Origin of the sequence: Acaryochloris sp. CCMEE 5410 (genome assembly GCF_000238775.2) — a bacterium.
Lineage (GTDB): Bacteria > Cyanobacteriota > Cyanobacteriia > Thermosynechococcales > Thermosynechococcaceae > Acaryochloris.
Genome location: NZ_AFEJ02000001.1, coordinates 2123818 through 2136438 on the forward strand (window position 1 = coordinate 2123818; position 12621 = coordinate 2136438).

The following is a 12621-nucleotide window of genomic DNA, read 5'->3' on the forward strand; positions in this document are numbered from 1 at the left end:
GTTGGCAGAGCAACTGGAAATCGATTGGGTAAATCAGGGTGCCACTGAAAGTGCCTCACAGTCCCAAACTGCCGTGGGAGTGGAAGAAGCCGTTGTCATACCGCAGGAGTTGTCAGAGATGTCCCTTGAGATTTCCCCTGCTGAAGTAGAAGACAATGCCCTTGTGACAGATACGGACCAAGGCACGAACCAAGACACCACTAGTCCCCAGCAAAGAATTCAGCTTTTAGAACAAGCCTTAGAACAATGTCAGCTATATATTGACGAACTGAAGTCCAAATTAATGGATCAAGCCTTTTTGGAAGAGCAGTTGGCGACAACCGAAGAGTTTTCCCATATTCAGAAACAAGCGGTTATTACTCTGCAAGATCAGCTCACCAATCGAGAGCAAATCCAGCAAGAGCTGGAAAATTTGCGGCAAGCCAAGATCGATTTAACCAATCGGTTGGCGGATAAAGATACGAGCCTGCGCTTTCAAGAAGCAGAACTATCTAAACTCCAAGATCAGTTTGCGGAAGAACGCACGGCTTTAGAACGGTTGCAAGATCAGGCCGAACGGCTATCCTTACAAATCCAGTCGTCGCAAAAAACAGCGGTGCATGAGACCCAACAGCGGATCATTGCCCAAACGACTGCAGAGCGGCTGCGCACCCAGTTACGGGAATGTGAAGCAGATATTCAAACCTTAGAAGTACAGCTGCAGCAAGCCCGGGAAAGCCATACCAATCAACAAGATATTATTACGTCCTTGCAAAATGCAGATAAGTCAGATTCCCACAAAAATCAGGCGATTCAAAGCTTAAGCTCTAGCCTCTTAAAAGCCCAAAACAAAATCGCTGATTTGGAAACCCAACTGTCCAATCAGTCGATCGTGCAAGCTCAGTTCCAGCATTCCACTCAGGAATTTGCGGAACAGGCCCAGTCTCTCCAAAAACGCTCTGAGGAATTAGAGCAGCAGGTAGCGGAGATGCAGGAACAAATTTTGCACCAGGCCCAGCAAGCCAGTGAGTATGAGACGGCGGTCCAACATTGGAAAGATCGCTCTTTTACGGCAGAGCAAACCGTCGCCCAAATGAAGCAAATCCTCGAACATTTGTTGGCGGATCGCAAAGGTCCTGATTTACCTTTGCCCGAAAAATTGGATGATGCGATCACAGCCCTGTCTCAAACTTGTTTGTCTGAAGATACAGCCACGCCCCGCAAAAATATCAAGCTTGATTTGCCTGCCTTATTACACCGCTGGCGGAATACCAAAACTTGATTCTGTTGTGAGTTCTGATTTTGCCTAAGGTTGCCGGGTCATTCCCGCAATATTTTAGACAGGCACTGACCCTGGCTTCTCCAATCCTATGAGTTTTTCTGCTTCAGAATCTGTGTCTCCTGCTCTGGTCTCTCCTGATGAGATATCCCTAGAGAATCTATCTTCGTCTCCCCCTCTAAAACTGGGGATTATGGCCTCGGGAACTGGAAGTAACTTTGTTGCGATCGCAGATGCCATTGCCCAACATCATCTGGCAGCCCAAATCCAGGTGGTCATTTATAACAACCCCGATGCCCCCGTCGCCCAGCGAGCCCAAAAACGTCAGATCCCAACCCATCTCATTAATCATCGACATTTTTCAGCGCGGGAGGTCTTTGATCAGCAGATTGTTGACCGTTTGCGAGAGGCAGAAGTGGACTGGGTCGTCATGGTGGGATGGATGCGTCGAGTCACTCAAGTGCTGATTGACGCCTTCCCGGATCGCATTATCAATATTCACCCCAGTCTTTTACCTAGTTTTCCAGGGATACGAGCCATTGAGCAGGCCCTTGAACATCAGGTCAAAATTTCAGGTTGTACTGTTCATCTCGTTCGTTTAGAAGTGGACAGTGGCCCCATTCTGATTCAAGCAGCCGTTCCAGTCTATCCAGAAGACACCCCTGACTGTTTGCATCGTCGCATTCAAATTCAAGAACACCGCATTATTGTCCAAGCCATTGCCCAGCTGATTCAGAACCGTCTCACCCTTTGCCGCCAATAAAAAACTAAGCAGATGCAAGATCTCTCATCTATGATTAGTCTTATTTCTTTCTTGAGAAAATAAATAAAGATCTGATTCTGTCGTTATGTCTCACTATATGGCTACCTCCATTTCTAGTCGTTAGAATTGGGAAATCAATCCTCAACCATTTATGGAAGTCCGGCTACAGAAATTGTTATCTCAATGGGGCGTTGCCTCACGCCGTCAGGCAGAACAATTAATCTTAGCGGGACAGGTTCAGCTCAACGGACACACAGCTGAATTAGGCCAAAAAGCCGATCCTGATCAAGATCAAATTACCCTCAACGGCCAGATTCTCAATCCCACGGATCGCCCTCAACCACTCTATTTACTGGTGAACAAACCGAAAGGCGTTGTTTCCACTTGTAAAGATCCCCAACATCGACGAACCGTATTGGACCTGCTGCCCACCCCCTATCAACAAGGACAAGGGCTTCATCCGGTCGGACGACTGGATGTTGACTCTACCGGGGCATTGCTCTTAACCAATGATGGACAACTCACCTTTGCCCTGACCCACCCGCGATTCCATATCGCCAAGACCTATCAAGTTTGGTTAGAGGGATGCCCGCCCCCTGAAATCCTAGATCGATGGCGTCAAGGAATTCACCTAGATGGCCGAACAACCTTACCCGCCCAAGTTGAGATCCTAAAGCCTTACCAAAGCCATACCAATTCCATTTGTTTAGAGGTTATTCTACAGGAAGGGAGGAATCGTCAAATTCGTCGAATTGCTGAACAACTGGGCTATCCGGTGCGTAAATTACACCGAACCCAGATTGGTTCAATATCCTTGCGCTCACCATCAGGTAAACTATTACCCCAGGGACGCTATCGGTCGTTAACAGCTTCAGAAATGAAGAATTTGCGACGTTTGATCAAAGTTAGGAGCAGTATAAGCCCAAGAAGGAGTTCTCCCTATGAATCCGCTCGAAGTTGAGCCAGATTTAACGCAAAAGCTGGCAGAGATCGGTACTCGCTTGCGTGAAGCACGCCAGGCCCAGGACACCTCCTTAGAAGAGATCTCTGGGAAAACTATGATCCCGACCCGCCTACTCTCAGCCATTGAAGAAGGCCGGGTAGATAGTCTACCGGAAGCAATTTATACTCGCGGGTTTATTCGTCGGTTTGGAGATAGTGTGGGCTTAAATGGCTCCAATCTTGCAGACGTCTATTCAGGCAACTTAAGTCAAGATCAGCTAGAAACCGAAACTAAGACCAAGAAGCGAAAAAGACGAATTGGCGGCCTGAGAGGTGGCTTACGCCCTGTTCACTTATATGTTCTCTATATTGCTCTAATTATGTCTGCAGGGGTTGGGTTGTCCTACCTCACCAATCCTTCAGCCATCACCTCTACTAGCGATTCATCCGATACGGCTGGGGCTATCAACGCCGATCCCGAATCGGACCCCAAGGAAGAAGCTCAGGCTCCCAAAGAGACATCGGCTAAACCCGTTGCCGATCCGGCCACCACCAATCCTGAGACGGTTCGGGTAGACCTCACCATCAAAGAGGCATCCTGGATGGAGATTGTGGTGGATGGTGAAGTCAGCTACGAAGGCATCTTATCTCCAGGGACCAATAAAACGGTGGTGGCGAAGAAAGAACTAGTGATTAAGGCTGGTAATGCTGGCGGCGTCATGATGGCCGTCAATAAAAAACCCGCCCAACTTATGGGAGAGCCTGGCGCCATTGAAGAAGTCAAGTTGGAACCCGAAGCCCTAACCAGTCAATCGACTTAAACTTTGGCTCTTAAAAGTCGCCACATCATGGGTGATATTGGTAGCCCCAAGAAAATCGGTAAACAGATCACAAAGCTAGCTAGACTTAGCAATAGTAATGCGACTGCTAGCTGCTGTATCCGCCTGTCTGAGGTCCGCAGCCAATCATCAATAAACCAAGCCAGGGCAAGACTGGTAAACATGGATGCGGGCATATAGTGGTACAAAAACGTACATCGACTGACCCCCACCCAGGGCAAAAAATTCGCTAAATAATTGACGCCAACATAGCAAGGTAGCCAGGCCTGTTCTCCTGATAGGCTTGTCGTCTCCTGGTTTCCTTGACGGCGTTGAACCAGACCCCAAATTTGCCATCCCCCCCAGACTAAGAGTACAAAGATAGCAATGGTGCTGGCCCACCAAAGTAGGGGATTACCAATCGCATACACACTATAAATCCATTTCACTGCGTCCTGAGGCAAGGGGGGACCTATGACAGGTAAAGGTTCGAGGGTGCTTTGGGTGACCTGATAAAAATAGCTAATGGGCTTGAGCAATAAAGGCCAGGTATACCAGGCCGAACAGTAGGGATGAACCTCATCTCCTCCGACTCGCCGATGGTAGCTAAAGATTTCTTGATGGACCTGCCAAAGGTTAAATTCAGGGTTTTGAGCTAAATGGGGAATCCATAAAATGCCGTAGACGAAGAGTGCGATAGCAGGCAGATACACAAACAGCTGTAGCCAGGATAGCTCTGATAATTTTTGAAGGGGTAACCGTCGCTTTGGCTTTTCTGATGATCCAAACCATACCTGACCGCCTTTCGCCACCAACCACAGCAGATAAAGGCCGAGCAAAAACCCTAAGCCATTCCATTTGACCGCTATCGTTGCCCCAAAACTAACACCCGCAGCTGCCAGCCATCCATTCCGCTGCATCCCTTGATGATTGAGGGAGATTAAGACCAACCAATGGGCCAATAGACCAAAAAATAGGATGTGGACATTGAGCAGGGCATACCGTGATTCCACCAAAAGGAGGCCATCTAAACTCGCTAAAACAGCGGTGATCAAAGCATAGCTGGGGCGCTTGCAGAGTTGATAGGCAATGCCCGACAGGATCAGCGGAATCGTAGCCCCAATCAGAGCATTCATCCATCGAAATCCCCAAGTGTTAAAGCCCTTGAGGGCGATGCCCAAGGCAATTAAATACTTGCCTAACGGAGGATGAGCATCAAAAAATTCCGTTTGGGTGAGGTAGTTATGGCCAAACTTTGCAAAGTAGACCTCATCAAACACGAGGGTATTAAACCGTTCCAATCCCCAAAACCGGAAGGCTAAGGCAAAAATCCAAACGCAACTGATTCCTATCCAAAACCACAGGGGAGGGCGAGATGAAGATACGCTCATCTAGGCCGCATTTTCCAGGGCTGCTGTCCGCACAGCAATCTGCTGAGTTCGTTCACCGCGCTTGAGGACGAGCTGCAGATTTTGTCCGACTTGAGTATTTTCGACAAACATCTGCATGTCATTGGCACTCTTAATCGGTTGACCGTCCACCGACACAATCACATCTCCCCAACGGATACCAGCCTTAGCTGCCGGTGTATCGGGGAAAACTTTCATCACTAGCGCACCATCAATTTCAGGCAGGATAAAGGGAGAGTTAGGATCTTTATTATTTTCCTGGGCTTGCTCTGGGGTAAGGGTCGTCATTTGGACACCAACGTAGGGATAAGCAATTTTCTCACCCCGAACGAGCTGATCTTTGAGGCTTTTAGCTTTATTAATGGGAATGGCAAACCCAATGCCCATGGCATCGGCACGAATAGCAGTGTTGATCCCAATGACTTCACCCGCATCACTCAATAGGGGACCGCCGGAGTTGCCGGGATTAATAGCAGCATCCGTCTGAATAAAGTCTAGGCGCTTGCCGGGGATGCCCACCTCAGCACTGGTGCGGTGCAGGGTACTGATAATTCCCAAAGTCACGGTATTGTCTAGGCCAACGGGGTTTCCCACAGCAATAGCCCAATCTCCCACCTGGGATTGATCTGAATTGCCTAAGGCAGCAACGGGCAGCGGATCTTTGACCCCTTTGAGCTTGACGACCGCTAAGTCAGAAACTTCATCGACGCCACGGACATCACCTTCAAAAATTCGGCCGTCCTTAAGGGTGACGGAAACGGTATCGGCTTTGCTGACCACATGGGCATTGGTGAGAATAATGCCGGAGCTCTCGATAATAAACCCGGATCCTTGCCCTCGGAGCCGATCTTCTCGGGGACTGCGGGGGTACCCTTCGGGACCAAAGAAATCGCGTAAAAAGGGATCATCGAAAAAGGGATCGGCAGCAGGACGAACCACAGTCCGTTCCGTATCAATCCTAACGACGGTATCTCCCACCTTTTGCACCACATCTGAAATAAAGTTATGGGGGGCTCCAGTGGTTGCACTGGTGAGGATCTTAGCAGCAGGGCTAGCAGGAGCGACTTCTGCCTGGGCAGGCAACATCAATCCCAGGGTCAGGCCCATAACCAATACAGCCGAGAGAACTCTCTTGAGCCGATCAGGCCGCTGTATTGGCCTGGAAAAAGAGCATAATTCTGGAAAGAACTTTGAGAAAAGCATTTTCATGGGTTTCTTGCTGCTTTGCTGCCACCGTCTACGCTATAACAAGTTTAGTCGTTTCTAACTGTAACCTTCTTAAATAGCAGTGGGGTGACCCACACTTGCTACCGAACCTCATGAGCCAATCTCCCATCCAAAATCCTACTTCTGACCCCAACGCCCAGTCTGTACAAGAGACTTCAGAATCCAAATATGGGGAACGCCAAATTGCAGAAGGAACACTGATTACTTTCCCGAACCCTCGCGTGGGGCGTCGTTACGACATTCACATTACGCTGCCAGAATTTACCTGCAAATGTCCATTTTCTGGATATCCTGATTTCGCCACCATTCATCTCACCTATGTCCCCGATCAGCGCGTTGTGGAGCTGAAAGCGTTAAAACTCTATATCAACAGCTATCGCGATCGCTATATTTCCCATGAGGAATCTGTGAACCAAATTTTAGATGATATTGTGGCCGCCTGTGATCCTTTAGAGATCACGGTAAAAGGTGACTTCCTACCCAGAGGAAACGTCCATACTGTGATTGAAGTCCACCACCAAAAATAGAGATTAGGGTTTAGGCGTGATCGATTTCGCCATGTAAATATCCGGCTTACCCCGTCCATTGGCATCCGGCATCACCCCGACAACCGAAAATCCACACTTTTGGTAGAACTCATAGGGGTGCTGGCGCAGGTTCTTAAGCTGAGCCAAATGCTCCAGCACATTGGGGTAGAGGTTGGCATGACTCAAATTCGTTTGGCCGGTCTCATCATCGGTCCCCACCCAGAGGGTCAAGCCACCCCGTTGCTGCACGCAGGTTTCTAAATCAGCGACTAAGCGACGCCCCCACCCTTGGCCCCGCTCTGATGCCTTAACGACCAGGGGATGCAGCTCCCAAACATGGCCCGCATACCTGGGCAGGCCGCCAATCCAACCCAGGACCTGTTCTTCCCGGTTGATCGCAATCCGACTAATCCGACCTAGCTGTAAAGATGCTTGTACTTCTAGCAGACCAGCCTCTAGATGGGGCCAAGCCTCGGGCCAATTTTCACGAAAGCCATCCACCAACAAAGTCGCGACGTCCCTGTGAATCTGAGGATGATCGGGGGGTAAATCGAGAATGGGCATCTGTCTACTCAGACTTTTCCGACTGTGAAGTCTGGATCTGAACGGCTGTCCTCAAAATCTGCCCCGCTAACATGGCCGCACCAAACCCATTGTCAATATTGACCACACCAATGCCAGGGGCACAGGAATTCAGCATCGTCAGTAGGGGGGCTAGGCCGTTAAAGCTGGCCCCATAGCCAATGCTCGTAGGAACGGCAATGACGGGGCAGTCGACTAAACCTGCCACCACGCTGGCTAAGGCTCCTTCCATCCCTGCAACGACGATCAGGACATCCATGGATGAGATCGCATCTCGGCAACTCAATAATCGATGAATACCTGCCACCCCCACATCCCAAAATCGAGTCACTGCATATCCCCAGAGAGCGGCCACCACAGCCGCTTCTTCCGCAACGGCTTGATCGGCAGTCCCCGCAGATACAATCCCCATCTGACCGGGTTGTTTCGACGTTTTGGGTAATGGGGTTGTAGAGCAAATTCTGGCTTTTTCAAAGTACTGGAGCTGGGGCAAAGCTGGCTGCAGTTGGGCAAAAACCTCAGGTTCTATCCGCGTGGCGATCACACAATCGGCCTGGGCCTCCATGGTTTTGAAAATCTCGATAATTTGCTCAGGGGTTTTACCTGGTCCCCAAATCACCTCAGGGAAACCCGTTCGCAAGGTTCGATGGTGATCAATTTTGGCAAAATCACCCACGGGTTCATAGGCGAGATATTTCAGCTTTTGCAAGGCTAGGTCTGGGCTGACCTCACCTGTAGAAACGGCCGTTAGCAGTTGCGCAAGGGTGTCAGGTAGGGTCACAAGCTTAAAACTATTGAGTTAGTAACAGATCACAGATGATATAGACTAACGCCTAAACCTCACCACGGTATATCTTAAGCAACTCCTGAACCCGTTTCTATAGCCCGTACGAAAGGCTTGAGCCCGCTGAGCACGAGTGCCGTGGGTATTGGGATTAAATCGAGCATGACCACTGGAGTAGGACTGATAGTAGCCTTCCTTGGCATCATTGGGATCAAGCAGGCCTTTACGACTTGCATATTGGGCATAAACCCCCGCAAAACAGTCCGCCTGCAGCTCTTCTTGGTATAGGTAGCGATTGAGGCGACTTAGGCCGAGCTGGCGCTGAACTGCATGACCATATTCATGGGCCATGATCGTAATCGCAGCAAAATCTCCCCAGCGCCGATCAGCCCGGACTAAAAACGGGATATTAAGGTAAATGCCATGATCACGAGGGCAGTAGAGGGCATTAAAGGGACCAGAGATGCCACAGGCCGTGCGGACCGCCCGATAGTATGTGTAGGATTTGGGGCGATACCATTTACGACCCATTTGCCGAAACGCCTCATCCCAAAAGGCATTAATATCTGAATTCGCAAAATTGACTTTTTGACGCAGAGTTTGACTGGTGGCGGGCTGTGATGCCGTCAAGCCCAGCCCCGTAGCCAAACTTACTGAGAGCAGCAGTGAGGGTACAAATCTACGTCGATTTAAAGACCAATGTCCCTTAGAAAGGCTGGAAAGCATAGGGCTAGTGAGAGATTCAGAGGATATTAATTAACAGTGTAGACGGTATTTTCATCCAGAAAGTTCACTGTCTTTGCTGGAAGATTTTCAGTCATAAACAGAGGTTTATCCATAAAAAAAGTAGAGAACACCTAATAGAAACAGGCATTCTCTACTTTAGGCAGAATATTGAGTCAGAGACGTTAAGCGGCGACAGCTGTCTTGGTCTTGGTCGCAGCGAGTTGCCCTAAGATAGCATCGACGTTTTGACGAGCATCTCCAAACAGCATTTCGGTGTTGTCATTGTAGAACAAGGGATTATCAACCCCTGCATACCCACTGGACATCCCTCGCTTCATCACCACAACATTCTCAGCATTCCAGACTTCTAGCACGGGCATGCCAGCAATGGGACTTTCAGGATCGCTGAGGGCGCTGGGATTAACCGTATCATTGGCGCCAATCACCAGCACGAGATCGGTTTCGGCGAAATCGTCGTTAATTTCGTCCATTTCCAGCACGATATCGTAAGGAACATTGGCTTCTGCCAACAGCACATTCATATGGCCCGGTAACCGACCTGCGACCGGGTGAATACCAAAGCGGACGTTTGTACCCTGGTCCCGCAGAATCTTAGTGATTTGAGCCACGGGATGTTGAGCTTGGGCCACAGCCATGCCATAACCTGGGGCAATAATCACGTTCTTGGCATTTTTGAGCAGTTCCACGGTGCCTTCCACAGTGGTGGAGGTGGCTTCACCCACGGGACCATCCGCGGACTTGGAACCGCCTTTAGGAGCAGCACCAAATCCACCCAGAATCACGCTGAAGAACCCTCTGTTCATGGCTTTGCACATAATGTAGCTGAGGATAGCGCCGCTACTGCCCACTAGGGCACCGGTGATAATCAAAAGGTCATTCCCCAACATAAAGCCCGCTGCAGCAGCCGCCCAGCCGGAATAGCTGTTGAGCATGGAGATCACCACAGGCATATCAGCACCGCCGATTGCCGCTACCAAATGGATGCCCAACAGACTTGCGATCGCAGTCATGATCAGTAAGGGTTGCAAACCACTAGTACCTGCCGCCCCCATAAACTGAGCACCTAGAATCACCGAACCCACCAACATGCCAATATTCAGAAAATGGCGGGCGGGCAACATCAACGGCTTACTGCCAATAATGGCGCGCAATTTGGCAAAGGCAATAATCGACCCGGTAAACGTAACCGCGCCAATAAAGACACCCAGATAAATTTCGATATGGTGAATGGCTTCTTCACCCCCGGACAATCCAGATTCCGGCTGCAGATAGTTGGCAATGCCCACTAGAACCGCCGCTAAACCGACAAAGCTATGCAAGATAGCCACTAATTCAGGCATGGAGGTCATGGCCACGCGGGAAGCGACAATCGCGCCAATAATCCCACCGGGAATCACCACGGCGGCCAGGGTGCTGTAGCTGGTAACTTCAGCACTCAAGGCGGTGGCTCCCAGGGCAATTACCATGCCGAGAATGCCATAAACATTGCCCTTGCGAGCGGTTTCCTGATTCGACAAACCGGCCAAACTCAAGATAAATAATGCACTTGCCGCGATGTAAGCCACGGTGACAAGGCTATTGGTCATAGTGGACTCCTAAAAAAGGGTAGAGTCGCTGCCCTATCCAGTTGAGGGCAGCGGGAAGGGTGTTTAGAAATAGAGAGATTATCGGCGGAACATTTGCAGCATCCGCTGGGTAACTAGGAAGCCACCGGCGATATTGATGGTGCCCACTAGGATTGCGATCGCACCCAGTATCGTGGTCGGTGAACCCAAGGGACCAGAGATTTGCAACATGCCCCCCAGAATAATAATGCCGCTAATGGCATTGGTGACACTCATCAAAGGCGTATGCAGCGCAGGGGCAACATTCCAAATCACCTGCCAACCCACAAAACAGGCCAATACAAACACGGTGAAGTGAGTCAGGAAAGAAGGAGGAGCGGTTAAGCCAATTCCAAATAAGGCTGCACCGACTGCAATCAAGGGGAGCCACTGGCCAATCACAGATTTTTCTTTTACTTCCGGCTCAGCGGGCATTGCGGGTTGCTTAGCCTCAGCAGCAGGCTTTGGCGGTGAAGGCTGACTGACTTGAGGGGGAGGCCAAGTAATTTTGCCCTCTTGCAGAACGGTAGCGCCCCGCACCACCTCGTCTTCAAAGTCAATTTTGTAGTCTTCAGCGCCACCCATATCCTTCAGCAGATGGCACAGGTTATTGCCATAGAGCTGACTCGATTGGTTAGCCATGCGACTGGGCAAATCCGTCAGACCCACAATCGTCACACCATGATGTTGATAGACTTCGTTGGGTCGGGTGACTTCGCAGTTGCCCCCCTGCTCTGCTGCCATATCCACGACGACAGAGCCTTCCTTCATGCTCTCAACCATATCCTTGGTAATCAGCAATGGGGCTTTTTTACCTGGGATCAAGGCAGTGGTAATGATGATATCTACTTCTTCGGCTTGCTGAGCAAACAGCTCCATTTCAGCAGCGATAAACTCAGGGCTCATGGTTTTGGCATAGCCCCCTGATCCAGTACCATCTTCCTCAAATTCCAGCTCTAGGAATTCAGCCCCCATACTTTGCACCTGTTCTTTGACTACAGGTCGAGTATCGAAGGAGCGAACCACCGCCCCTAAACCTCGAGCTGCACCAATGGCGGCAAGACCGGCAACACCAGCCCCAATCACGAGTACTTTAGCGGGGGGAACTTTACCTGCAGCGGTGATTTGTCCAGTGAAAAAGCGACCAAAGTTATTCGCCGATTCCACTACAGCTCGATAGCCGGCAATATTGGCCATGGAGCTAAGAGCATCCATTTTCTGGGCGCGGCTAATCCGAGGGATCGCATCCATCGCCAGAACATTGGCCTTTTGCTCAGCTAACTGCTTCAATAAGTCTTCGTTTTGAGCAGGCCAAATAAAGCTGATTAGGGTTTTGCCTTCATTTAAAAGTTCTACTTCATGGCGATTCAGGGTAGGGTGCATCTGGGGTGCCCGCACCTTGAGAATAATATCGGCGGTTTCCCAGAGTTGAGTGGTATCTGCCACGACTTGGCAGCCAGCCTGTTCATAGACCTGATCGGAAAACGTGGCATCAGCGCCTGCTTTAGATTCCACTAAGACTTCAAATCCCATTTTTTGCAGCGTTTTAGCCGTATCGGGGGTCGCTGCGACTCGGCGCTCGCCGGGAAAGACTTCTTTCGGGATGCCGATTTTTAGGCCTGTTTTTGGATCTTGAGGGTTATCAGCGTTCGCTAATTTCTTGTCGGCAACAGTCATGAATGCTCCTTGCGGTGGTAAGTCTTCAACGGAAATTAAAAATTACGGTGCGTCTGACCTCCCTGGGAATTATAGAGGCGGGATATAGTTTTCAAAAAACCCAACGGTTCACAGAGATGATCAATGCCCTCCAAATAATTATCTTGAGAGCGGTTTGGCCTCATTGCCACAGACAGGAAATGCAGCTCCGAGAGCGATCGAACTATAAAACGGAAGTGAGGCGTGAACAACGAGTTTTGGAAATTTTGCCAAGGGATTGAAGCGTAATCAGCGCAAGGCTTTA

The 12621-nt window shown here is 49.9% G+C and carries 13 protein-coding genes; 6 read left to right on the plus strand and 7 right to left on the minus strand.

From position 1 onward, the window contains the following. Position 1 precedes the first annotated feature (1 nt). From ON05_RS09520 to ON05_RS09535, 4 genes are all read left to right on the plus strand, one after another. Positions 2-1261, plus strand: a complete 1260-nt coding sequence (locus tag ON05_RS09520; RefSeq protein WP_010475369.1) for a hypothetical protein — start codon at positions 2-4, stop codon at positions 1259-1261. An 88-nt stretch (positions 1262-1349) separates the two neighbouring features. Beyond that, positions 1350-2021, plus strand: a complete 672-nt coding sequence (purN, locus tag ON05_RS09525) for a phosphoribosylglycinamide formyltransferase (RefSeq protein ID WP_010475371.1) — start codon at positions 1350-1352, stop codon at positions 2019-2021. Between the two features lie 151 nt (positions 2022-2172). Next, on the plus strand, positions 2173-2982 hold the full coding sequence (locus ON05_RS09530) for a pseudouridine synthase (RefSeq protein ID WP_010475372.1): 810 nt from the start codon (positions 2173-2175) through the stop codon (positions 2980-2982). Beyond that, positions 2963-3784, plus strand: a complete 822-nt coding sequence (locus ON05_RS09535; RefSeq protein WP_010475374.1) for a RodZ domain-containing protein — start codon at positions 2963-2965, stop codon at positions 3782-3784. Before ON05_RS09530 ends, ON05_RS09535 begins: the two co-directional genes overlap by 20 nt. Here ON05_RS09535 and ON05_RS09540 read toward each other — a convergent pair. Continuing rightward, positions 3781-5172: a phospholipid carrier-dependent glycosyltransferase gene (locus tag ON05_RS09540; RefSeq protein ID WP_010475376.1), complete on the minus strand. Its 1392-nt coding sequence runs from the start codon at positions 5170-5172 to the stop codon at positions 3781-3783. The genes ON05_RS09535 and ON05_RS09540 overlap by 4 nt on opposite strands. Further along, positions 5173-6297, minus strand: coding sequence for an HhoA/HhoB/HtrA family serine endopeptidase (locus ON05_RS09545; RefSeq protein WP_010475377.1), 1125 nt, complete (start codon positions 6295-6297; stop codon positions 5173-5175). Positions 6298-6509: 212 nt separating this feature from the next. On the opposite strand from ON05_RS09545, the gene queF reads away from it, so the two are divergent. Beyond that, on the plus strand, positions 6510-6944 hold the full coding sequence (queF, locus tag ON05_RS09550) for a preQ(1) synthase (protein WP_012164657.1): 435 nt from the start codon (positions 6510-6512) through the stop codon (positions 6942-6944). A 3-nt stretch (positions 6945-6947) separates the two neighbouring features. Here the strand turns inward: queF and ON05_RS09555 are convergent, their stop codons facing one another. The 5 genes from ON05_RS09555 to pntA form a co-directional block, all read right to left on the minus strand. Next, a complete protein-coding gene (locus ON05_RS09555) occupies positions 6948-7508 on the minus strand; it encodes an N-acetyltransferase (protein ID WP_010475380.1) in 561 nt (186 codons plus the stop codon). A 4-nt stretch (positions 7509-7512) separates the two neighbouring features. After that, positions 7513-8307, minus strand: a complete 795-nt coding sequence (larB, locus tag ON05_RS09560; RefSeq protein WP_010475382.1) for a nickel pincer cofactor biosynthesis protein LarB — start codon at positions 8305-8307, stop codon at positions 7513-7515. A 45-nt stretch (positions 8308-8352) separates the two neighbouring features. Continuing rightward, positions 8353-8940: a neutral zinc metallopeptidase gene (locus tag ON05_RS09565; protein WP_262561494.1), complete on the minus strand. Its 588-nt coding sequence runs from the start codon at positions 8938-8940 to the stop codon at positions 8353-8355. 278 nt (positions 8941-9218) lie between these two features. Next, complete coding sequence (gene pntB / locus ON05_RS09570) at positions 9219-10643, minus strand: Re/Si-specific NAD(P)(+) transhydrogenase subunit beta (protein ID WP_010475384.1); 1425 nt, start codon at positions 10641-10643, stop codon at positions 9219-9221. 78 nt (positions 10644-10721) lie between these two features. Further along, positions 10722-12338, minus strand: coding sequence for a Re/Si-specific NAD(P)(+) transhydrogenase subunit alpha (pntA, locus tag ON05_RS09575; RefSeq protein ID WP_010475385.1), 1617 nt, complete (start codon positions 12336-12338; stop codon positions 10722-10724). Positions 12339-12340: 2 nt separating this feature from the next. Between pntA and ON05_RS09580 the strand changes: the two genes are divergently transcribed. Then, on the plus strand, positions 12341-12598 hold the full coding sequence (locus ON05_RS09580) for a hypothetical protein (protein ID WP_010475386.1): 258 nt from the start codon (positions 12341-12343) through the stop codon (positions 12596-12598). The last annotated feature ends 23 nt before the right edge of the window (positions 12599-12621 follow it).

Excerpts from the sequence above, each read along its gene's own strand:
- purN (WP_010475371.1), top strand. The coding sequence starts at position 1,350 with ATGAGTTTTTCTGCTTCAGAATCTGTGTCTCCTGCTCTGGTCTCTCCT.
- ON05_RS09530 (WP_010475372.1), top strand. The coding sequence starts at position 2,173 with ATGGAAGTCCGGCTACAGAAATTGTTATCTCAATGGGGCGTTGCCTCA.
- ON05_RS09535 (WP_010475374.1), top strand. The coding sequence starts at position 2,963 with ATGAATCCGCTCGAAGTTGAGCCAGATTTAACGCAAAAGCTGGCAGAG.
- ON05_RS09540 (WP_010475376.1), bottom strand. The coding sequence starts at position 5,172 with ATGAGCGTATCTTCATCTCGCCCTCCCCTGTGGTTTTGGATAGGAATC.
- ON05_RS09545 (WP_010475377.1), bottom strand. The coding sequence starts at position 6,297 with ATGGGCCTGACCCTGGGATTGATGTTGCCTGCCCAGGCAGAAGTCGCT.
- queF (WP_012164657.1), top strand. The coding sequence starts at position 6,510 with ATGAGCCAATCTCCCATCCAAAATCCTACTTCTGACCCCAACGCCCAG.
- ON05_RS09555 (WP_010475380.1), bottom strand. The coding sequence starts at position 7,508 with ATGCCCATTCTCGATTTACCCCCCGATCATCCTCAGATTCACAGGGAC.
- pntB (WP_010475384.1), bottom strand. The coding sequence starts at position 10,643 with ATGACCAATAGCCTTGTCACCGTGGCTTACATCGCGGCAAGTGCATTA.
- pntA (WP_010475385.1), bottom strand. The coding sequence starts at position 12,338 with ATGACTGTTGCCGACAAGAAATTAGCGAACGCTGATAACCCTCAAGAT.
- ON05_RS09580 (WP_010475386.1), top strand. The coding sequence starts at position 12,341 with ATGCTCCTTGCGGTGGTAAGTCTTCAACGGAAATTAAAAATTACGGTG.